Below are 23,040 nucleotides of genomic sequence, written 5' to 3' on the forward strand. Positions count from 1 at the left end.
ATCATGTATGGCTGTTTAGCCGGGCAGCGGCGGCTTTATCTACAAACCAATGCAGCGTACCCGCAGAGGGCCGGATCACCTGCGAGGGAAATTGCTCCGGCCGGAAAGGCCCTTCCAGCACTTCTTTCAGCGTGTCCGCCTTACCGGCTCCGGCGGCCAGGAAGACTACCTGCGCAGACCGGTTTACGATCGGCGCGGTGAGGGTGATCCGGTGCATCTGCTGCGTCGGGAGATAAAAGGAGGTGACCCAGGCTTCCTGTTCGTGTACTACGGGCAGACCGGGAAACAGCGAGAGGGTATGCCCGTCGTCGCCCATCCCCAGCAGCACCAGGTCGAAGCTGGTGCCGGTAGCGCCGAAATACTGGTGCAACAGCTTTTCATATGCCGCAGCGGAAGCTTCGGGACCGATATCTGTCCGCATATAATGGATCTGATCTTCCGGCACCGGTACATGCCGGAGCAGCGCCTCATACGTCATTCTGCCGTTGTTTCTTTCATCGTCAAAAGGCACGGCCCGCTCGTCGCCCCAGAAGAGGTGCAGCTTTTCCCAGGGTATCTTTTCTTTATAGCCCGGCCGGGTGAGCAGCTCATACAGCCGCCGCGGGGTGCTTCCTCCGGAGAGCGACCAGGTATACCGGTCCTGCCGCTCCAGGGTGCTTTGTATATGTTCCGTGATCCAATCGGCCAGGTCACGGCTGAGCTGGTCAAGGTCTTGGGCGATATGTAATTCCATGAACTTAAAAATAAACGCATGAACGATCCCGCAGACCTCACTGTTCCGGACGCGGGTATTTCACGTACGAACAGCGGCTATTCCTGGTGCGGCGCCGGCAGCGTGATCCAGTTGTGCCCGTCCCGGGCGATCAGCGCTTCGGCGTCTTCCGGTCCCCAGCTGCCGGGAGCATAGTTGGGAAAATCCACCGGGCTGCGCGTTTCCCAGGCCTCCAGGATGGGCATGATGATCTTCCAGGCCGCTTCCACCTGGTCTGCGCGCATGAACAGCGTCGCATCTCCTTCCATCACATCCAGCAGGAGGGTTTCATAGGCTTCGGGAGAATGATCGCCGTAGGCTTCGTCGTAGTTGAAGATCATGTCCACCGGGCTGAGGGCCATGGCCTGTCCGGGGCGTTTGGCCTGGAAACGGATACGGATATCCATCTCGGGCTGTATGCTGATGGTCAGCCGGTTGGGCCGCCAGCTTTCCGCCGCCTCCCCAGGGAACGCATAATGCGGGGCGGGACGGAACTGCAGGGTGATGATGGTTGTCTTCTCATTCAGAAACTTTCCGGTCCTCACGTAAAAGGGTACGCCCTGCCAGCGCCAGTTGTCGACATAGAACTTCACCGCAGCAAATGTTTCCACCGGGGAGTTGGGGTCTACGCCTTTTTCCTGGCGGTAGCCGGGCACTTTCTTTCCTTCTATCCATCCGGGAGCGTACTGGCCGCGGACGGCATAATCGTGCACTTCGTCCCGGCCGATACGCCGGATGGCATTCAGCACATCCACCTTTTTATTCCGGATCTCATTGTCGTGGAAGGACACCGGCGCTTCCATCGCTACCATGCAGAGCAGCTGCAGGATATGGTTCTGCACCATATCCCGCAGGGCGCCGGCTTTTTCGTAATAGCCGCCGCGGCCTTCAAGGCCTACGGTTTCCGCGGCGGTGATCTGGACATGCTCGATAAAGTTACGGTTCCAGATGGGCTCAAACAAGGCATTGGCAAAACGGAGCGCCAGGATATTCTGGACAGTTTCCTTACCCAGGTAATGGTCGATACGGTAGATCTGGTCTTCGGCAAACATCCCGGTCAGCAGCTCGTTCAGCTTATGAGCGCTTTCGAGGTCATGCCCGAACGGCTTTTCAATAACGATGCGGGTGTATTTGGTATCGGTGCAGACATTCAGCTTGCCGAGCTTGGTAGCGATATCCGGCACCAGCTGCGGCGCCACAGCCATATAAAAGATCACATTCGGATGTTCTCCCCAGGCTTTTTCCCGGTCTTTTACGATATCGGTGATCTTCTGGTAGGCTTTTTCGTCTTCCGCATCCATCTGCAGGTAAGAGACATGCTCCGAGAAGGAAGTCCAGTGACTATTGGGTTCTTCCTTGCGGCGGGAAAACTTTTTTATGCCGTCCAGGAGGTGCTTGCGGTAGTCCGTATCGGAATAGGGGCTGCGTCCGATGCCGATGATGGCAAAATGCTCGGGCATCCACTCGTCCAGGAAAAGATTATAAAGGGCGGGACTGAGTTTACGGTAGTTAAGGTCTCCGCTGCCGCCGAATATAAAGAGTATAGATGCCGGCGGACGTTTATGTTGCGACATGATCAGTTTGTTTTGAAAAATTACTTCGTTCCGGCTTATCCGGACCCTGTTAAGGAACAGGACCGGTTACTGGTCCCATTCCGAATGAAAAATACCTTCTTCGTCGATACGCTGGTAAGTATGCGCCCCGAAATAATCCCGCTGTGCCTGGATCAGGTTGGTGGGCATCCGTTCGGTGGTGTAGGCTTCGAAGTAAGCCAGCGCGCTTTTCAGACCGGCCGCGGGTATACCGCTCCGAATGGCCTGCGCCAGGATAGCGCGGATGGCCGGCAGCTTCGATTGTACCAGGCCGGACAGCTGATCGTCCAGCAGGATGTTGGGCAGCTGGGGATTTTTCCGGTAAGCCTGGTAGAATTGTTCCAGCAGCGAGGAGCGGATGATACAACCTCCTCTCCAGATCTTCACCACATCCTGCATGGGGATATCCATCTTCAGCTCTTCGGAGGCGTTGTGCAGCAGCGCCAGCCCCTGGGCGTAGGCGATGATGGTGCAGAAGAACAACCCTTCTCCGGCCTCTTGGATAAACTGCTTTTTATCGGCTTTTATCTTTTCGATGACCGGCTTGTAGATCGCCGCGGCCTTTACCCTTTCTTCCTTAAAGGCAGACAGGGTGCGGAGAGAAACGGCAATATCAATGCTGGGAATGGCTACCGGCAGGTCCATGGCATCCTGGGAGGTCCATTTGCCGGTACCTTTGGCCCCGGCCTTGTCGAGAACCATATCCACGAGCCGGTTCCCGGTCTTGTCGTCCTTTTTCAGGAAGATATCGCGGGTGATCTCCACGAGGAAAGATTGCAGCTCGCCTTCGTTCCACGTCTTGAACACCTCGTGCAGCTCGTCGTTGTCCAGCCCGAGGCCGCGGTGGAGCAGGTCGTATATCTCGCTGATCATCTGCATGATCGCATATTCGATACCGTTATGTACCATTTTCACATAGTGACCGGCGGCATCTTTACCCATATAAGCCGTGCAGGGTTCGCCGTTGACCTTGGCGGAAACGGCTTCCAGCACTGCCTTTACATGTTGGTAAGCTTCCCTGTCGCCACCCGGCATGATGCTCGGGCCGAGCCGTGCTCCGCTTTCCCCGCCGGACACGCCCATACCCATAAAATGAATGCCCTTGGGCTGCAGCTCGGTCACCCGGCGCAGGGTATCGGTATAATGGGAGTTGCCGGCATCGATGATGATATCGCCTTTCTCCAGCAGGGGCAGCAGGCTGCCCACCACGTCGTCCACGGGTTTTCCCGCAGGCACCAGCAGGGTGATTTTGCGGGGTGCTTTGAGCATCTTCACCAGGTCCTCCATGGTGTTCACCCCTTTTACATCGGTGTTGGGGGTAGCGCCCTGCTCGAGGGCTGCCGTTTTTTCAGGGCTTCTGTTATATCCTACTACGCTGAATCCGTGATCGGCCATGTTGTATAACAGGTTTTTGCCCATTACTCCGATGCCGATCATACCAAGGTCAAATAATTTGTCTGCCATAATTTTCTAATGTATGTATTTGTTAAACAGGCAATAAAGTTAGGCATTTTACCCGTCTTTAACGGTATAAAGTGCCTGCGGCCACGCCCCGCAGATAGCCTACCGACTCGGCGAGACCGGCCAACGGGTCCTTCATATCTCTTTCGTATTCCATGCTGCAATGTCCTTTGAAGCCGATCTTCTGCAGGGCCAGCATAAGGGCGGGAAAATCGATGATGCCGCGGCCTACCGGGATGGCCTGTCCGTCTCTCTTTGCAGCGGTAACATCTTTTATGTGCAGGTCGAAGATCCGCGGTCCGTATTCCCGGGCTGCTGCGGCGGGATCGGTGCCGGCGCGCTGGCTGTGACCGATATCCAGGCAAAGCCCGACGCGTTCATCCATGTTTTTGATCCGTTTGTACACATCTCCCGGGGCGGGGTACAGCTTGTCTTCCGGACCATGGTTATGGATGGCCAGCCGGATGCCGGACTCCTTCACCTTCTGTTCGGAATAGGAAAGCAGATCGTAGGTCGGCACGCCGATGATCAGGGGCACGCCCACCTGTTTGGCATAGGCAAAGGCGCGGTCCACCTCGGCTTTTGATTTCATGTAGATGACGCCGACGGCGTAGATGCGTACATCCGAGGCTTTGCATTTGTCCACCACGGCGCTGATCTGCTGGGGAGTGCTGTCCAGCGGCAGGTGAAAATCCTTGATGGAAAGATCGTGCACATCCAGCCGCTTCATTATTTGCAATGAGTCGTCGAGGTTGAATTGTGCAAAGGTAAAGCCGGCGATCCCGGTCTGCCAGGCCTGTTTACCGGGAATGCGTTTTCCGGCGGACAACAAACCCTTGCCCAATACCGGCTGTACGGCTGTGGCAGCTACGCCCAGAGAAGCGGTTTTCAGAAATAATCTGCGTGAAGAAGACATAAGCGATATGATTTTTTAAACATAAAAAAGTTATATCCCGTTCAGGTAACAGACAGCTGGATGGCTTCCCGAAGCCGGTCTTTGTTGCCCACGATCCAAACGAGATCGCCCGCTTCCAGCACAAAGGAAGAATCGGGATTGAGCCGCCGTTCGCCATCCCGTTCCACCCCCACCACCAGGCCGGAGGTAGTATTGCGGATGTCTGATTCCCGGATGCTTTTGCCGGTAAACGGCGAATTTTTATCGAGCGTGATCTGCATCAGCTTTATGTTTTCCCCGTCGGCTTCCGCGGGGGCCAGGATGTCTTCCGACTCGATGGTATGCGCAAAATCCTCCAGCTGATCATCGGTACCGATTACGGCTATACGATCTGCGGGGTAGAGGCGCTCCTGCCGGGTGGGCACATGGATCAGCCTTTTTCCGCGTTCGATAAGCGCCACGTTGATGCCGTATTTTTCGCGCCATCCCAGCTCCACCAGGGTCTTTCCCACGCAGGTGGCTTCCGGGGGAATATCGAAATAGGCGAGGTGTCCGTCCCAGGGGATGAGATCGGAATCCACCCGTTGCCCCGAGGGGGTGGGCTCCGCTTCCTTGGAATGGAGGTTGGTCAGAAACCGGTGTTCTATCCGGCCGTAAAACGACTGCAGTCGCTTGGAGAAAAGGATGATCACGAGGATGATGATGGCCACGGCGCCGGCCAGGGCTACGGTGACCGAAAAGACGCGGTTCAGCAGAAAGCCGACGATCAGCACGCAAAGGGCTACGCGGATTACCTCGAGCAGTACCAGCGGTCCGCGGTTATAACCCTTGTTCAGCCAGAGCTTGGAAAACGAGATACGGTCTATCCGGCGGAAGCCCAGCGCCCAGAGGAAGGGGGCGGCCAGCAGCAGGGTGATCAGCGCGGTAGTCAGGGAGCTGATGGTGGAGTTGGCAATACGTTTATCCAGCAGGGGACCTACATACGTGGTAACGAGCAGGATAATGCCGGTGATGATCACGAGGTGGAGGATGATGATCCGCAGGTAGGAGCGGAGCAGCAGACGCCAGGTGCTGGTGGTCTGTATCTTCTGCGCGCCGGTGCTGTAGCGGTTCAGGTAGCTGATCCAGGAAGCGGGCAGGTGCTTTTCCAGCCAGTTGTACAGGGGCTCGGACAGCCGGATCATATAGGGCGAGGTAAAGGTGGTCAGCACTGACACCCCGACGGCTATGGGATATAGAAAGGGGCTGGTCACCTTGAGGTCTATGCCGCCGAGCGTGGCAATAATAAAGGAAAATTCGCCGATCTGGGAAAGGCTCATGCCGGTTTGCAGCGACTGCTTGAGGGGCTGCCCGGATATGAGCGAGCCGATGGTGGCATTCAGCGTTTTGCCGCAGATCACCACCGCGGCGAGGATAAGCACAGGTACAATATACTGCCAAAGCACCGCCAGGTTGATCAGCATGCCGACGGAGACAAAGAAGATGGCGCCGAACAGGTCCTTTACCGATTTGACCAGGTGCTCGATTCTTTCGGATTCGCGGGTCTCCGCGAGGATGGATCCCATGATAAAGGCGCCGAGGGCGGAGGAGAACCCCACCTTGGTCGCCAGCACCACCATCAGCAGGCAGAAGCCCAGCGAAAGCACCAGCAGGGTTTCGTCGTTGACCAGCTTGCGGACCCTTTTGAGGAAGGTGGGCAGCAGGTAGATGCCGGAGACAAACCAGAGGATCAGGAAAAACACCAGCTTCAGCACCGAGAAGAGCATGGTAGCGCCGGAGAATTGCTGGCTGACGGCCACGGTAGAAAGAAGCACCAGGAGCAGCACGGCTACCAGGTCTTCGATCACCAGCACACCCAGTACAAGGCTGGCAAATTTCTGGGTCTTTACCCCCAGCTCGTCAAAGGCCCGGATGATGATGGTGGTGGAGGAGATGCTGATGATGCCGCCCAGGAAGATGCTGTCCATGGTAGACCAGCCCAGCAGCTGCCCGGTGATATAGCCGAACAGCAGCATGAAGGATACTTCGTATATGCCGGTGACGGCCGAGGAGCCGCCGACCTTGAGTAGTTTTTTAAAGCTGAATTCCAGACCGAGACTGAACAGCAGGAAGATGACCCCGATATCCGCCCATACCTTAATGGTGGCGGTATCGGTGATCGTGGGGAAAAGATGGAAATTAGGGCTGACGAGCAGCCCGGTGATAATATAACCCAGTACCAGGGGCTGCTTCAGCTTTTTAAAGATCAATGTGGTAATGCCCGCAGCCCCGAGGATCAATGCCAGATCGATAATAAGCTCGTGTACATGCTCCATGCGCCGCGCCGTTTTGCCTTAAAAATAAGACAGAAAGCAGGAAATAACAAAAATCGGCAGGGGAAAGGCGGGGATTTGATAAATTGGTTAACTTCGGCTAAGACTTAAAACAGAACCCCTGTATGGAAAATACTCCACAAACGCCTCCCGTCGCTCCCTCCGGCACCGACGGAAAAACGGTAGCCATCGTCAGCTACATCACTCTGATCGGCTGGATCGTCGCGCTTATCCTGAACAGTAGTAACCGGACGGCGCTGGGCAGCTTTCATCTCCGGCAAATGCTGATGCTTGTGCTGGCCGGTGTTGCGCTGGGCATTGTCCGGGCGGGGCTCAGCATGATCCCTTATGTCGGGGGAGCGCTGAGCTTCGTATGCGCGCTTGCCGGCATCGGTCTTTTTGTATTATGGGTACTGGGACTGGTCGGCGCGGCCAACGGGGAACAGAAACCCCTGCCGCTGATCGGGCCGCTGGCCCAGGAGTGGTTCAAAGGGCTTTAAAAAAAATAACCCCAGCGGTAGGTCGGGGTTATTTTTTTGTAAAGTCTGATGTTGTTTACAGGTGGATGGCCTCTCCGTAAGCCACCTCGATGGCATCTTTGATGCTTTCGCTGATGGTGGGGTGGGGGTGTACGGCGTTCAGCACTTCCTGGTAGGTGGTCTCCAGCTTGCGGCCCAGCACGGTTTCGGCGATCATTTCCGTGACATTGTAGCCGATCAGGTGGGAGCCGAGCCATTCCCCGTACTTGGCGTCGAAGATCACCTTCACAAATCCTTCCGTTGCGCCGGCAGCGGTGGCCTTGCCGGAGGCGGACAAGGGGAATTTTCCGACCTTGATCTCGTAGCCGGCATCCTTGGCCGCTTTTTCGGTGTAGCCTGCCGAGGCGATCTCGGGGGAGCAGTACGTACAACCGGGAACGTTATGATAATCCAGCGGCTCCGGCTGATGCTTGTATTTCTTTTCGCCGAAGGCGATGTTTTCCACGCAGATAATACCTTCTTTGGAAGCCACATGCGCCAGCGCCTGGCCGGGAACGCAGTCCCCGATGGCATAGATACCGGCCACATTGGTCTGGTAATATTTGTCCACGCTGACCTTGCCTTTCTCGGTCTTGATACCGAGCTCCTCCAGGCCGATATTCTCAATATTGGCCACCACGCCAACGGCGCTGAGCACGATGTCGGCTTCCAGCGTTACGTTGCCTTTGGCCGTCTTCACATTGGCTTTAACGCCTTTTCCAGAAGTATCCACGCTTTCCACGGAAGCGTTGGTCATTACCGCTATGCCTTTTTTCTTATAGCTCTTTTCCAGCTCTTTGGATACGTCTTCGTCTTCTACGGGTACGATGTTGGGGAGAAATTCCACGATCGTAACCTTGGTGCCGATGCTGTTATAAAAATAGGCGAACTCCACGCCAATGGCGCCGGAGCCTACAATGATCATGGATTTGGGTTGTTCCGGGAGCACCATGGCCTGACGGTAGCCGATGACTTTTTTGCCGTCGATCTTGAGACTGGGCAACTCTTTGGAGCGGGCGCCCGTAGCCAGGATGATGTGTTTGGCCTCATGCACGGCGGTTTTGCCGTCCTTATCGGTTACGGCTACCTGTCCTTTGGCCTTGAGCTTAGCGGTGCCGTTCAGCACGTCGATCTTGTTTTTCCGCATCAGGAACTGAACGCCTTTGCTCATCTTGTCGGCCGTACCCCTGCTTCGTTTTATAATGGCGGAAAAATCCGGTTTGGGTTCTTTCACGAGTACGCCGTAGTCGCTGGCGTGCTGTGCATATTCCATGACCTGAGCGCTTTTCAGCAGGGCTTTGGTAGGGATGCAACCCCAGTTGAGACATATGCCGCCCAGTGATTCTTTTTCCACCACGGCCGTTTTAAATCCCAGCTGTGATGCGCGGATAGCCGCAACGTATCCGCCGGGACCGCTTCCGATAACGATTACATCGTATGCCATATATTCAGGTTTTGAATGATAAATACCTACGGGGTTACTGATGTACCGGCAGACCGGTCTTCCCGGGCCGGCCAAAGGTAACAAGAAATCGGGAAAACATCAGCGCAGATCCACTACCTCAACGCCGGGGTGGGCCTTGGCGTCGAACGTAAAGCTGTTGTCGGCCATCGCCGCATTGGGCGTAAAGGCGGTGATTTCATAGGTATAGCGGTTTCCGCTCTGCTCGAATATTTCGGTGCTTACGATATTCTTGGCGGCCTTGTCGATCTGTACCACCACCTTGAAAAAAGGTTTGGACTTATCCAGCGGCGTCATCTCGATCACATCCACCGGTTTGCCGCGGTGCGTGCTGCTGCCGCTCAGACGATAGAGAAATTCCTTGTCATAAAAGTTGGAAAACAGGCGGTCCGGGGTAAGGGTGGCGTTATCCGGGGTGTACGCGCTTATCTGTACCTCTTTTGTATCCTTGTTGTAAGACCAGGTGGTGCTGCCGTCGCAGTATATCTCCTGTCCGTCCAGGAGCACTTTGTATTTTTTCCCTTTCAGGTAAACGGTGCCGGTTTTGGTATCCATTACTTTGTTATCCGGCGTGGTGATCTTGAGTGAGAAACCGGCTTTTATGCTTTTGTAGGTTTTGAATTTAGCGCTGGCGGCATCCAGGATGGCCTTGGCTTTGGGATCGCTCTTCCCGAACGGGGTCTGCTGCTGCGCCTGCACCTGCATAAAGGCGATTCCCGTTAACAATAATGCTGCAATAACTTTTTTCATCCGTTAGTATTTGTTTTCTTTCTTCGTTTGTCACTGTTTCGTTGTGCCGGATGCATGCATCCTCGTTAACCGCGCAGGATGTAGCTTATACCCTGCCGGAACGTCCTTTGTAAGGCAAACCCCGTGCCAGGGGAGGGTAGGAAGACAGGATGTCAGAACAGCTGCTGCAGGTATTCTTCCAGCTCCGTTTCCGTTTTAAAAAGCACATCCCTGGCCTTGCTGCCCAGATTCGGACCGACAATACCGGCTGATTCCAGCTGGTCCATCAGTCTTCCGGCGCGGTTATATCCCAGCTTCATCCGCCGCTGCAGCAGGGAAGTGGAGCCCTGCTGGGTCTGCACGATCACCCGGGCAGCTTCCTCGAAGAGGGGATCTTTTTCACCGCTGCCGAACTCGCGGTTCTCCAGTTCTTTTTCATCTACATATTCGGGCAGCAGGAAGGCCTCCGGATACCCCTGCTGGGCGCCGATATATTCCACGATCTTTTCCACCTCGGGGGTATCCACAAAAGCGCATTGCAGCCGCACGAGCTCCCCGTTATAGGAAATCAGCATATCGCCCTTGCCGATGAGCTGTTCCGCCCCGCCGATATCGAGGATGGTGCGGGAGTCCACCTTGGAGCTGACCTTAAAGGCCATGCGTGCGGGGAAGTTGGCTTTGATGGTACCGGTGATGATGTTTACGGAGGGGCGCTGGGTGGCGATGATCAGGTGTATGCCTACGGCACGGGCCAGCTGGGCCAGACGCGCGATCGGCATTTCGACCTCCTTGCCCGCCGTCATGATCAGGTCGGCGAATTCGTCCACCACCAGTACGATGAACGGAAGATACTGGTGACCTTTCTGGGGGTTAAGACGGCGATGGATGAATTTTTCGTTGTATTCCCGGATATTGCGTGCGCCGGCTTCTTTCAGCAGGTCGTAGCGGTTGTCCATCTCGATGCAGAGCGCATTGAGCGTATGCACCACCTTCTTGGTATCGGTAATGATGGCTTCCTCTTCGCCGGGCAGCTTGGCCAGGAAATGCTTCTCGATCAGCCGGTAGATGGACAGCTCCACTTTTTTCGGGTCCACCAGCACCAGCTTCAGCTGGGAGGGATGTCTTTTATACAGCAGCGATACCAGCAGGGCGTTGATGCCGACGGATTTTCCCTGTCCCGTGGCGCCGGCCATCAGCAGGTGCGGCATGGTGGCCAGGTCCACGATAAAGTTTTCGTTGTCGATCTTTTTACCGACGGCGATCGGCAGGCTCATCTTGCTGTTCTGGAATTTTTCGGAAGCCAGCAGCGCCTGCATGGATACGATGCTTTTCTTGACATTGGGCACCTCGATGCCGATGGTGCCTTTGCCGGGTATGGGCGCGATGATGCGTATGCCAAGGGCAGCCAGGCTGAGCGCAATATCGTCTTCCAGGTTCCGGATACGGGATATCCGTACGCCTGCCGCCGGTACGATCTCGTAAAGGGTAACGGTAGGGCCAACGGTAGCGGATATCTTCTGTATGGAAATATCGTAGTTGCGCAGGGTTTCAATGATCTGGTTCTTGTTGTTCTCCAGCTCATTGTTGTCGTGTATGATCTTGTCCCCTCCGTGATTTTCGAGCAGGTCCAGCGTGGGGAAACGATAGTCCTGCAGATCGAGCGTGGGCTCATAGAGCCCCTGCTCTTTTACCGCCTTGTTGGGCGGTCTGCCGCTGCTTTTTTCTTCTTCATGGGCCGGATTGATCTCCAGGGTCACCTCCCCGTTTTCTTTGGCCGGGCGGCGGGCGGGGAGCGGGGTGGTTTCTTTTCCGAGGGGCAGGTCTACCCGGGAGGATTCGCCGGTCTCTTTTTCTGCGGCCGGCGTTTCTGCGGCCGGTGGCGGCACGTCTTTCTCGATGAGCGTCATTTCCCCGGCAGGCTCTGTTTCCGGAGCATGAAGGGGGTTGATGACTGTAGCGGTATCATCGTCTTTCAGCAGGTTGCCCAGTCCCAGCGGCTGCGGCTTTACCTCCTGCGGACCGTCGGCGGGGGCATAGGTATCTTCCGGCACCGGCGGAACAACCGGCCGCGGGCTTCTGCGCGGAAGCTTAAAATCGAAGTTGAACTGCCAGATGAGAAAGGCCAGTCCGGTAGCGGCGAGCAGCAGGGTGGTGCCGAGGGTGCCCAAGAAGCCGCTGAGCCATTGGCTGATCATGTTACCCAGCGCGCCGCCCCAGGGAAACTGCCAGCCCTGGAAGACAAAGGCAAAAGCCGTGCTGAGCAGGACGATGCCAAAGAGCATATAGCGGAAGTTGCGCCAGATACGGAACACCCTTCTTCCCACAATGCAGTTGACGCCGAGGATAAAGAAGAACCAGCAGCAGAAATAGGCCGTGATACCGATACCGTCATAAAAAAAGAGATGGGCCACAAAGGCGCCCAGGCGGCCCAGCAGGTTCTCCATCTGTATGTCTTCCCGGAAGAGCACGTCGGAGGAAAGACGAAACACCTTGTCCTGGTCGTCCTGCCAGGTAAACAGGTAGGAGGTAAAGGCGATGAACAGGTACAGGGTGAGCAGCAGGCACAGCACGCCCGTGACCTTGTGGGTACGTTCGTCCTTCACGAGGTCCTTCATTTTCACATCGGCGACCTTGTCTTTTTTGAGCCGCTCTGCACCCGTTTTACGGGATTTGGTTGAATTATCGGTTTTGAGTCGGTTACCTGCCATAGTGCTTCAGCTGCAAAGATAAGCATTGCCGGGGAAGGTTTCCGGAATGCCGGCGCTCAGCCCTGGGATGCTTTCAGGAAGGCCAGCAGCAGGGCTGCCCATCCGCCGGTGAGCAGCAGGCCCCCGAGCGGGGTCAGCAAGCCTATGCCCGTGGGCACGCTTTTGCCGCCCGCTTTCATCAGGGTGATCAGGTAAAGCGATCCGCTGAAAAGCACGACGCCGGCAATAAAGAGGATACCTGCCCAGGACATCGCTTTCCCGGGATACCAGCGGTATAATATGCCCACGGCCAGCAGGGCGAAGACATGGTAGAACTGGTACCGTACCCCGGTTTCATAGATCTCCAGTACATCGGGTGTGACCAGGCTCTTCACCCCATGCGCGCCGAAGGCGCCGGTGATAACGGACAGGGCGCCCAGCAGGGCGGCGATGATCAGGTATGTTCTGTGCATTGTCTTATTTTTTCGGCGAAGGTAGCGACGTTATGCGGAACCGGGTCAATGATCAGCCGTGCCTGCTCGTAAAAAACGCGGCGTTCTTCCAGCTTCTGCGTCACGTAGGCTTCGAGGGCGGCGTCATCCAGGTCCCTGACCAGCGGGCGTTTTTCCCGGTTCCGCCGCAGGCGGTTCGTCATTACGGGCACAGGAGGGTTGAGCCAGATGGTCAGCCCGACAACATTCATAAAAGACATGTTGTCGAAAAAGCAGGGAGCCCCGCCTCCGCAGGAAAGGACAAAAGCCGGGGCGGCGGCGGTTTCCCGCAGCATATCCCTTTCCCTTCGGCGGAAGAAATCTTCGCCCTCGGCGGCAAATATCTCCGTGATGCTGCGTTGCTCGGCCTTTACGATCATGGCGTCGAGATCATACAGCGGCAGCTGCAGTTCGGCCGCCAGCTGCCGGCCCCAGTAGGATTTCCCGGAGCCCATGAAGCCGAGCAGAAAGATTTTCATGTTAAAAACAGGTCTGGTGGTTTACGGACGCGGACCGGAGGTCTTCGTTTTACGGGCTTAAAGGTAATAAAACGCCGTTGCTTCCGGATCATTTAAAAGCGCTGATGCCGGTGATGTCCTGTCCGGTGATGAGCAGGTGGATATCGTGTGTGCCTTCGTAGGTGATCACGCTTTCGAGGTTCATGAGGTGGCGCATGACGGGGTATTCGCCGGTGATGCCCATAGCGCCGAGGATCTGGCGCGCTTCGCGGGCCACCGCGAGGGCCATCTGGCAGGCGTTGCGCTTGGCCATGGAAATCTGGGCCGGGGTGACTTTCCCCTCGTTTTTCAGCACGCCCAGCCGCCAGTTCATCAGCTGCGCCTTGGTGATCTCGGTGATCATCTCGGCGAGCTTCTTCTGGACCAGCTGGAAGCCGGCGATGGGCCGGTCGAACTGGATGCGTTCACGGGCATAGCGCAGGGCCGCGTCATAGCAATCCATGGCCGCCCCGGTGACGCCCCAGGCGATGCCGTACCGGGCCGCATCCAGGCAGGAGAGGGGGCCTTTCAGACCGGATACGCCGGGCAATATATTTTCCCTGGGGACCTTTACCCGGTCAAATACCAGCTCGCCCGTAGCGCTGGTGCGCAGGCTCCATTTTCCCCGCGTCTCCGGCGTGGTAAAGCCCTCCATGCCCCGTTCCACAATCAGGCCGCGGATGTGGTCCTGCTCATCCTTGGCCCATACGAGGGCGATATCCGCGAAGGGGGCGTTGGATATCCACATCTTGCTGCCCTGGAGAACGACATGATCTCCTGCAGCGGTAAACCGCGTAAGCATGCCGCCGGGGTTGGAGCCGAAATCGGGTTCGGTGAGCCCGAAGCAGCCCATGAGGGTGCCGGCAGCGAGCCGCGGCAGGTATTTCTGCTTCTGGGCCTCGCTGCCAAAGCTGAATATGGGATGCATAACCAGAGAGCCCTGCACGGAGGCGGTGGACCGGATGCCGGAATCGCCCCGCTCCAGCTCCTGCATGATGAGGCCGTAAGTCAGGTAATCCGCTCCGCTGCCTCCGTATTCCGGCGGCAGGGTAGGACCGAAGCAGCCCATCTCGGCCAGCCCTTTGAGGAGCTGGCGGGGAAACTCGGACCGCTGCGCGCTGGTTTCAATGATGGGGATGACCTCCCGGCTGACCCATTGACGGACGGTGCTGCGCACCAGCTTGTGCTCTTCGCCAAGCAGGTCATCCAGCTGGTAGTAGTCGGGCGACCGGAACTGATCCTTTGACATATCGTCCTCCGCTTATCGGTGAGGAAACGAATATACGAAAACCCCTGATTAGAGGTGAAGGGTGAAAGGTAAAAGGTAAAAGGTGAAGGGTAAAAGGTAAAAGGTAAAAGGTAAAGGGTAAAGGGTAAAGGGTAAAGGGTAAAGGGTAAAGGGTAAAGGGTATGGGACATATTGCAGCGTCAAAAAAGCCGGAAAAAAATTTGAAAACTAATTTCAAAAGAGTAAATTTGTGTTGAATACGTATTCATTATTCTATTTTTCGATTTTAGATTGTGCTGTACCGGCCGTGCAGCGGAAGGGGTAATCCGTTCAGTCTTTAACAGACAGACCGGAAACGCGCGACATTCCGTTACATGGAGTTTTGGTCCGGAGGTTTGATGAGCGCCGGCGACAAATGCATTGCTTTCTTATGGGAATATCCCGACCCTGTCTTTCGGGATAGTTTTATCTATTGAATCCCTTATTATCCTTTTACGGATGCTGCGAAAGCAGTCATTGAAAATATGCGTTGTGCCGGACCATCGCCGGCAAAGGCAGGGCCGGTTTTCAGACCGGCAGGCCGGGATGATTGTTTTCAGTTCCGGAGCAGTCGTTCTCCGAAGGGCTTTCGCAGACAGTTTTTCTTCGGAAGAATTTCCGGAAGATCTTTCTCCGGGAAGGGAATGATCACGTGCTGTTGTGTTATGAATACGTATTCATAATTTTATTGTTTTTCGCAGGCCGTTCCGATAAGAGCGGCATCTCATATAATACTCCAAAAATCCTCAATCATGCACATTTCTACGACGATTTGTCTTCGAAGGATGGTGTGCGCGGGTCATCCCGGGCAATCCTTTTTCCGGCGGCTTTTGGCCGGATGCAGTATGACTGTGCTGCTGTTGCTGACGGTAGTACGCAGCGCCTATTCCTACGGGCTCCGCGATGGTGCCCCTCCCTTAGCGGCTGTTTCCGGAATGCAGAGCGCTTCTTTTGTCCTCTCCGGGGTGGTGGAAAACGAGAAGGGCGATCCCCTGGTAGGCGCCACGGTGGGCGTCAAGGGAACGGCCAACGGGACGAACACCGACATTAACGGCAAGTTTTTGCTGGAGGTTCCCCATGCATCCGATTCCCTGGTGGTCTCGTTCATCGGATACAAGACCCGCACGCTACTCATCGGCAACCGCAAGCATCTTACCATAAAGCTGATGCCGGATGTAGAGGGCAACAAGCTCAATGAAGTTCAGGTGGTAGGCTATGGTACCCAGAAAAAAGCCACCATGGTGGGCGCTATTTCTTCCGTATCGGTAAAGGACCTTCGTCAATTTTCCACCCCCTCCCTCACCAATGCGATCGGCGGTAAGCTTGCCGGGGTGCTCACCCGTCAGACCTCCGGCGAACCCGGGTACGATGCGGCAAAGGTATTTATCCGCGGGCAGGTATCCCAGGCGGGTGTCAACAAGCCGCTGATCATTATTGACGGCGTGGAGCGGGAGCTGCAGGACTATTGGACCACCCTCAATATACAGGACATTGCCAGCTTCTCGGTACTCAAAGATGCCTCGGCCACGTCTGTTTACGGGAACCGGGGCGCCAACGGCGTGATCCTCATCACGACCAAACAGGGGGAAGCCGGCAAGCCGGTGATCACCTTCCGGACGGAGACCGCCGAGGTGACCCCGCTGCGGATACCCGATTACATCAACGGATACCAGTATGCCAACCTGGTAAACGAAGCATTGAAGAACGTAGGCCAGCCTCCTAAATATTCCCCCGCCGAAATTCAGAAATATAAGGATGGAACCGATCCGTACCTGTATCCCAACGTAGACTGGGAAGCGCTTGTTTTGAGAAAACATACCAAGCAGTCGATCAACAACCTGGGGATCTCCGGAGGATCGGAGCGCGTAAAATATTATGCCAACCTGGGATATACGCTTCAACAGGGGATCTACAACGAAGATCCCAAGGTGCCTTACCCCACGAACGCCGCCCTGAAAAGATATAATCTCCGGGCCAACCTGGATTTTCAGCTTTCCCGGCGTTTCTCACTGTCCCTGGATATGGCCGGCATTATCTCTACCGCGAATTTCCCCGGAAGGAGTGCGGGACAGATCTTCCAGGCCCTGATGTTTACCCCGCCGAATGCTTATCCGGTCGTTAATCCGGATGGCTCCAGCCCCGGCGGGTTTGGTAACATACAGCTCAACCCGTATGCTGTGATCACACAGACAGGCTATACCAAGCAGTATTATTCCACCCTGATGAATAACCTCTCGGCCAAATGGGACCTGTCCTATCTTACCAAAGGGCTTTCGGTCACCGGGCTGATTGCTTATGATGTGGTGGATATTACCCAGAATGTGCGGCAAAAGACCCCGGAGCTATATAGCTATACCCGCAACACTTCCGGGGAAGATGTATACACCATCGTATCGACGGAGACGCCGCTTGGATTTTACCTGCTGAACGAAAATTATAAAACGGTTTATTATCAGGGCGCCGTTCACTATGAACGTGCTTTTGCCCGGCATAACCTGACCGGTCTTTTAGCGGCGGAAAGACGCGAATTCACCAACGTCGACGCCGGCAGCTCCGTGGCCAACATTCCCCAGCGGAGACAAGGGATCATCGGACGGGTCACCTACAATTACGATACCCGGTATATGCTGGAGGTGAATGCCGCCTATAACGGCTCGGAGAATTTTCCCAAAGGGAAACGTTACGGACTCTTTCCCTCCGTGGGCGCAGGATGGCTTGTCTCGAACGAGAAATTCTGGCATATTCCCTTCGTCAGCACCCTGAAGCTCAGGGGGAGCTATGGACTGGTCGGCAACGACCAGATCGGGGGAGACCGTTTCCTGTATCTGTCGACGTTCAACAAATCTGCACCGGGGTATACTTTCGGGATCAATCAGAACATCGATCCGGGGGGTAAAAGCGAAGCCCGGATCGGCAACGCAGACCTGACCTGGGAGCGGGCGTATAAAGCGAACCTGGGGTTTGACCTTGAGCTGATGGATGGGAAATTCACGCTGACCGCCGACGTTTTTCACGAACGTCGTGAAGGCCAGCTGTTATCCCGGGCCTCGGTACCCGATTATGCCGGATATCCCGGCGGAACGCTGCCCTATGCGAACATCGGCATCACTACCAATAAAGGGATCGACGGAAGTCTGCAGTTCAGGAACACGACCCAGGGCGGATTTTATTATTCGTTCAACGGCACCTTCACCTTTGCCAAAAATAACATTGTGGAAAATGATGCCCCGCCGGCGCTCTATCCCTGGCAGGAGCTGAGGGATCATGTGATCGGCGCCAACCTCGGTTATGTGGGTATCGGATTTTTTGAGGATCAGAAAGATATCGACAACAGTCCCAGCCAGGCTTTTCTGCAATCCGTCACCCGCCCGGGAGATGCCAAGTACAAGGATATTAACGGGGACGGACGTATTACCGATGCCGACAGGACGGTGATCGGTACTTACGGATCTGAACCGCAGATCATGTATGGTCTGGGCGCCACCGTGGCCTGGAAAGGATTTGACGCCTCCGTTTTCTTTAACGGCGCCGCCCGCCGAGATTATTTCTACTCTTCGGGAGACCAGGCCTATACGGCATGGATATTTTCCGGAGGGGTGGGAACCTATAATGTGCTCAGGGATATCTATGACCAGCGCTGGGTGCCCGGCGCAGACAACAGCCATGCCAAGTTCCCGGCGGTGCGGGGCGTCAGCACCAACAACTATATCGGGTCCACGGTCTGGCAGCGGGGCGGGGATTTTCTCAGGATCAAAAATGCCGAGATCGGCTATACCCTTCCCGAGGTTTGGGTGAAAAGGCTGAAGCTGCGGACCCTGCGCATCTTTATCCAGGGAACCAACCTCGCCACCTGGGATAAGATCAAGGTGGTGGATCCCGAATCGAACTTCAGCACCGGCGCCTACCCGCTGACCAAGACTTACAATTTCGGCCTGGAAACAAGTTTTTAAGCCCTCTAAAGACATTTTTATGAAATTGATTTCTTTTCTTCTTCTATGCCTGCTGGTCATGGGATTGACGGCCTGCAAGAAGGACTTCCTCGATAAGACCCCCGACGGGGATCTCACTTCGGATCAGGTATTTACCAACCCAACCTATGCCGAGCAATATCTGACCAATATCTATACCCATCTGCCCCGGGAGCTGTCCCTGGTAGATAATCCGGGAGCAGGGGAGTCTCCCAGCAACGTCTTTACGGCTGCCTCCGATGAAATGGAAATGTCCTATGATCCCAATTTTGCCAACAACATCAATGCGGGTAACTGGAGCCCTACTTCCTATGTGCAGGATATCTGGTCGCAATGCTATATCGGTATCCGCAAGGCTAACCTGTTTCTGGAAAACATCGGAAAGCTGCCGGTGTCGTCGCTGGCGCCCGAAAGCAAGATCCGGAGATGGCGGGGGGAAGCGATCTTTCTCCGCGCTTTCTATCATTTTCTGCTGGTCCGCGTCTATGGTCCCGTACCGGTCATTGACAAAACCATCAGCCTGGATGCGGACTATCTGGCCTATAGGCGGATGCCGATCGACCAGTGTGTAGACTTTATCGCTGCCCAGTGCGATTCCGCAGCGCTTTTGCTGGATCCGCGCATCACTGCGGCCAATGACTACGGCCGGCCGGACAAGACGACTGCCCTGGCCCTGAAAGCAAGGGTGTTGCTTTATATGGCCAGTCCCCTCTGGAACGGCGGTACCACGCTGAAGGACAAGGACGGCCTCGATTTGTTTCCCGCCCCCGATGCCTCCAGGTGGCAGACGGCTGCCGATGCCGCCAGGGCCTGCATCGATCAGGCTGAATCGGTGGGACATAAGCTATACCGTTCGGCCACCAATGATCCCGAGCTGAACTATGCCGAGATCTTCTATAATAATTTTAACGACGAGGTATTTTTTACCCGGGATGATCCCGGGTATAACAATATCGACGCTTACAGCGAACCCCGGGGGATGGCGGGCGCCTTCTGGCCGCTGCAATCGCCGACCCAGGATATGGTGGACGCTTATGAAATGGCAGACGGAACCCGTCCCATTCTCGGATATAATGCCGACATGACGCCCGTTATCAACCCCTTGTCCGGTTACCGCGAAACCGGTCAGGCCGCTGTGGAAACCAAGGATTATGTGGCGGGCACCCGCAACATGTATGTCGGCCGGGAACCGCGTTTTTATGCGAGCATCATGTTTACCGGCCAGAAATACAAGTGGTCGGCGCCGCAGAACAGGACCACCCCGCTGGAGTTCTGGAAGCTGGGTCTCGACGGGCGGCCTATCGCGAGCGGGGATAATTACAGCAAGACCGGTTATCTGTTGAAAAAGCTGACCAATCCCGCTTTTGTCATGTCGCCCAAGGCCGATCCTATCCGCGTGTGGATATTCTTCCGGCTGGGCGAGCAGTACCTGAATTATGCGGAGGCATTGAATGAGGCGCAGGGTCCGGTTGCCGATGTGTATAAATATGTAAACCTCATCCGGGACCGGGCCGGTCTGCCCGGTCTTCCGCCCGGTCTTTCGAAAGACGCCATGCGCGACGCCATTCATCATGAAAGGAGGATCGAGCTGGCTTTCGAGACGCACCGGTATTTCGATACGCGGCGGTGGATGACCGCGGCGTCCATAGACGATAAGAATATCTATGGACTGGACGTCAACGGAGTGGTGAGCGCCGACCCGCTGGTTCCTTACAACATTACGAGCGATGCATTTTACAAGCGGACGGTGCTGGAGAAGCGCGTGTTCGATACCAAGGATTATTACTGGCCGGTTCCGCAGCGTGAAATAGAAAAGAATCCGAAGCTGGTCCAGAATCCCGGGTGGTGAGGTAGGGGTAAAAGGTAAAAGGCTAAAGGCTAAAGGCTAAAGGTAAAAGGTTAAAGGTTAAAGGCGAAAGTTAAAGGGTAGGTCAACAAATATATTTCCGAGTGTTTTTGGGAAATGATACATTTGAGCGATGGTTACGTATTCATTCTAATGAGACTTTGCCGTGGATAAAAAAACAAAAAAGAGAAATTATACTTCCAAAGAAGTCGCCGAAATGGCCGGTGTCTCACAGTCCACCGTCTCCCGCGTTTTCGCGGGCGGCGCCAACGTTTCCGAAAAAAAGCGGAAGAAGATACTCGAAGTCGCGGACCGGCTGAATTATATGCCGAATGCGCATGCAAGGAGTCTCATTACCCGCAAAAGCATGATGATCGGTATCGTGATGCGCAACATGCGTAATCCCTTTTATTCGGAGGTGCTGGAGATCTTTCATAACCGCTTGTCGGCGCTTGGCTATCACCTGATCTTTATCAATTCGAACAATGAAGAAATTCAGGAGTCGGAAATCACACAGCTGCTTGAATACAGCGTTGACGGCGTCATCATCACCGATGCGCTTTTATCCTCTCCGGCTTCCGACCGGCTGAAGCGTTACGGGATTGCCGTGGTGCTGTTTAACCGCTATACCGAACATCTGGCCTCCAGCGCCGTGTTCTGCGACAATTACCTGGCCGCCAAGCAGATTGCCGCCTACCTCGTCGACATCGGTCACCGGTCATTTGCCTTTATTTCCGGTCCCTCCGATACTTCCACGACCATCGACCGGCTCAGGGGCTTTCGCGAGGTGCTGGATAAAAGAAGAATCGGGAAATTCGTTATCGAGCCGGGGAGCTATACCTACGAAAGCGGTTTCCGGTCGGCACAGGAGCTGCTGACCAAAAATACGGGCATAGACTGCATCTTCTGCGGAAACGATATCATTGCGCTCGGCGTAATGGATGCCCTGCGGGTGATCGGCTTCAAGATTCCGAAGGATATTTCCGTTATCGGCTTCGACAACATCCGCATGGGCGCCTGGGCCTCTTATAGCCTGACCACCTGGGAACAGCCCGTGGAGGATATGGTGGACGCCACCGTGAAGGTGCTGCTCCGGGAAATCAAGGATAAGACGCTTCCTCCCCAGGTGATCACGATGAAAGGACGGCTGATCGTACGCAACTCCGTACGGCCGGCGATCCAGGATGTCAAACCGCGTACCCGCGGACGCCAAACCGGTAAGAAATGATGAAGAAAAAAAATGCGATCGGATATTGGGCTGTGCTCCTGCTGCTGTGCTGCCCGCTTTACTCCGGGGCCCAGGAGCTTTTCGAGGTACCCAGGGATGCCTCCACCCGTTGGGTCAGCTTCGAGAACCTGTCCGGCGCAAAGGGGGCAGCCGCCCTGAAAAACCAGGGCGCCAAAGGCGATGCCAGCCGGTGGATCAAGGCGGGCGACAGCGTAGTGATCCTCGATTATACGGGCTGCGGCGTCATCCGGCGCATCTGGATGACCTTTATCGACAGAAGCCCCGAAGCGCTCCGGTCTATCCGGCTGGATATTTACTGGGACGGGGCCGGCAAACCGGCCGTATCGGTTCCCGTGGGCGATTTCTTCGGCATAGGGCTCGGACGCACCGCTGCTTTTCAGAGCGCGCTGTTCAGCAACCCGGAAGGGAAGTCGTTTAACTGTTATATCCCCATGCCCTTTAAGACCCGTGCCAGAATGGTTTTCGTGAACCAGTCGCAGAAAGACGAGCTGCTTTTTTACGATGTGGATATGACCGTGTCGGAAAAGCCTGCCGAGGACCTGACTTATTTTCACGCTTACTGGAGCGATAACGAGGGTATTGGGCTGGGAGAGGACTTTGAGATCCTTCCCCGGGTCCGGGGCCGTGGAAGGTTCCTGGGATGCAACATAAGCGTCCGCACGGATTCCGTGTACCGGGACACCTGGTTCGGGGAGGGAGAAGTAAAGATATATCTGGACGGAGACGGCAGTCATCCTACGCTGGCGGGGACGGGAACGGAAGACTACCTGGGTTCGGCGTGGAGCCTGGGTCCTTTCAGCCAGCTTTACCAGGGCGCACCTGTCGTGGACAAGCAGAAAGGACAATATGCATTCTACCGCTATCATGTGCCTGACCCCGTTTATTTTCAGCGCGATTGCCGGGTTACCATCCAGCAGATGGGTGGGGGAGGGCGGAATGTGATCCGGTCTATTGTCCGTGCCGGCGGAAAGGTCAGGCCGGTGAGCGTGATGACTGCTGCGGGGCTTGTACGGCTGCTGGATACAACAGGATATCCGGGTCTTTTTGAAGAAGCGTTCCCCGCCGATGACTGGGTCAATTTCTACCGCATCGATCATTATGCGGCGACCGCCTATTTTTACCTCGATACGCCGGACGCTGCGCTGCCCCCGCTGGCTCCGCTTTCCCGGCGGCTGAAGTATATCCGGTAACGTTATCCCCAAAGACGGTTAAGAATAATGGACAGTATTGACCCAAAGCGGCTGAACGGTATAGGTTAGCATTGCCCCAAAGATGCGTGAAGAATATCTGCAATTTCGCCCCCGGCGAAAGCTGA

16 protein-coding genes are annotated in these 23,040 nt (G+C 55.5%); 5 read left to right on the plus strand and 11 right to left on the minus strand.

Going from position 1 to position 23,040, the window contains the following annotated elements:
• Position 1: 1 nt before the first annotated feature.
• The 5 genes from pgl to ABD851_RS13820 all read right to left on the minus strand — a co-directional run bounded on the left by pgl (position 2) and on the right by ABD851_RS13820 (position 7,014).
• Positions 2 to 733, minus strand: coding sequence for a 6-phosphogluconolactonase (gene pgl / locus ABD851_RS13800; protein WP_344980259.1), 732 nt, complete (start codon positions 731 to 733; stop codon positions 2 to 4).
• A gap of 77 nt (positions 734 to 810) precedes the next feature.
• On the minus strand, positions 811 to 2,325 hold the full coding sequence (zwf, locus tag ABD851_RS13805; RefSeq protein WP_344980261.1) for a glucose-6-phosphate dehydrogenase: 1,515 nt from the start codon (positions 2,323 to 2,325) through the stop codon (positions 811 to 813).
• A 66-nt stretch (positions 2,326 to 2,391) separates the two neighbouring features.
• Positions 2,392 to 3,807: an NADP-dependent phosphogluconate dehydrogenase gene (gene gndA / locus ABD851_RS13810; RefSeq protein WP_344980263.1), complete on the minus strand. Its 1,416-nt coding sequence runs from the start codon at positions 3,805 to 3,807 to the stop codon at positions 2,392 to 2,394.
• Between the two features lie 58 nt (positions 3,808 to 3,865).
• On the minus strand, positions 3,866 to 4,720 hold the full coding sequence (locus ABD851_RS13815) for a sugar phosphate isomerase/epimerase family protein (protein WP_344980265.1): 855 nt from the start codon (positions 4,718 to 4,720) through the stop codon (positions 3,866 to 3,868).
• A gap of 41 nt (positions 4,721 to 4,761) precedes the next feature.
• Complete coding sequence (locus tag ABD851_RS13820) at positions 4,762 to 7,014, minus strand: monovalent cation:proton antiporter family protein (protein ID WP_344980267.1); 2,253 nt, start codon at positions 7,012 to 7,014, stop codon at positions 4,762 to 4,764.
• Between the two features lie 122 nt (positions 7,015 to 7,136).
• On the opposite strand from ABD851_RS13820, the gene ABD851_RS13825 reads away from it, so the two are divergent.
• Positions 7,137 to 7,511 carry a DUF4870 domain-containing protein gene (locus tag ABD851_RS13825; RefSeq protein WP_344980269.1) on the plus strand — a complete coding sequence of 125 codons (375 nt, stop codon included), beginning with the start codon at positions 7,137 to 7,139 and terminating at the stop codon, positions 7,509 to 7,511.
• A gap of 55 nt (positions 7,512 to 7,566) precedes the next feature.
• Here ABD851_RS13825 and lpdA read toward each other — a convergent pair whose 3' ends face one another.
• The 6 genes from lpdA to ABD851_RS13855 all read right to left on the minus strand — a co-directional run bounded on the left by lpdA (position 7,567) and on the right by ABD851_RS13855 (position 14,644).
• A complete protein-coding gene (gene lpdA, locus ABD851_RS13830; protein ID WP_344980271.1) occupies positions 7,567 to 8,973 on the minus strand; it encodes a dihydrolipoyl dehydrogenase in 1,407 nt (468 codons plus the stop codon).
• A 99-nt stretch (positions 8,974 to 9,072) separates the two neighbouring features.
• Positions 9,073 to 9,741: an outer membrane lipoprotein periplasmic chaperone LolA1 gene (gene lolA1 / locus ABD851_RS13835; RefSeq protein WP_344980273.1), complete on the minus strand. Its 669-nt coding sequence runs from the start codon at positions 9,739 to 9,741 to the stop codon at positions 9,073 to 9,075.
• A 152-nt stretch (positions 9,742 to 9,893) separates the two neighbouring features.
• Complete coding sequence (locus ABD851_RS13840) at positions 9,894 to 12,428, minus strand: FtsK/SpoIIIE family DNA translocase (protein ID WP_344980275.1); 2,535 nt, start codon at positions 12,426 to 12,428, stop codon at positions 9,894 to 9,896.
• Positions 12,429 to 12,484: 56 nt separating this feature from the next.
• Positions 12,485 to 12,880 (minus strand): DUF423 domain-containing protein, encoded by a 396-nt coding sequence (locus ABD851_RS13845; RefSeq protein ID WP_344980277.1) that lies wholly within the window; start codon positions 12,878 to 12,880, stop codon positions 12,485 to 12,487.
• Entirely contained in the window at positions 12,862 to 13,377 is a 516-nt protein-coding gene (locus ABD851_RS13850; RefSeq protein WP_344980279.1) for a shikimate kinase, read from the minus strand. The genes ABD851_RS13845 and ABD851_RS13850 overlap by 19 nt, the downstream gene beginning before the upstream one ends.
• A gap of 88 nt (positions 13,378 to 13,465) precedes the next feature.
• Positions 13,466 to 14,644, minus strand: a complete 1,179-nt coding sequence (locus ABD851_RS13855; protein WP_344980281.1) for an acyl-CoA dehydrogenase family protein — start codon at positions 14,642 to 14,644, stop codon at positions 13,466 to 13,468.
• Positions 14,645 to 15,507: 863 nt separating this feature from the next.
• Here ABD851_RS13855 and ABD851_RS13860 point away from each other — a divergent pair.
• The 4 genes from ABD851_RS13860 (at position 15,508) to ABD851_RS13875 (ending at position 22,915) form a co-directional block, all read left to right on the plus strand.
• Positions 15,508 to 18,612, plus strand: coding sequence for a SusC/RagA family TonB-linked outer membrane protein (locus ABD851_RS13860; protein ID WP_344980283.1), 3,105 nt, complete (start codon positions 15,508 to 15,510; stop codon positions 18,610 to 18,612).
• Positions 18,613 to 18,631: 19 nt separating this feature from the next.
• Entirely contained in the window at positions 18,632 to 20,479 is a 1,848-nt protein-coding gene (locus tag ABD851_RS13865) for a RagB/SusD family nutrient uptake outer membrane protein (protein WP_344980285.1), read from the plus strand.
• Positions 20,480 to 20,642: 163 nt separating this feature from the next.
• Positions 20,643 to 21,704, plus strand: coding sequence for a LacI family DNA-binding transcriptional regulator (locus ABD851_RS13870; RefSeq protein WP_344980287.1), 1,062 nt, complete (start codon positions 20,643 to 20,645; stop codon positions 21,702 to 21,704).
• Positions 21,701 to 22,915 (plus strand): glycoside hydrolase family 172 protein, encoded by a 1,215-nt coding sequence (locus tag ABD851_RS13875; RefSeq protein ID WP_344980289.1) that lies wholly within the window; start codon positions 21,701 to 21,703, stop codon positions 22,913 to 22,915. Before ABD851_RS13870 ends, ABD851_RS13875 begins: the two co-directional genes overlap by 4 nt.
• The last annotated feature ends 125 nt before the right edge of the window (positions 22,916 to 23,040 follow it).

The organism is Compostibacter hankyongensis, from assembly GCF_039541075.1.
Lineage (GTDB): Bacteria > Bacteroidota > Bacteroidia > Chitinophagales > Chitinophagaceae > Compostibacter > Compostibacter hankyongensis.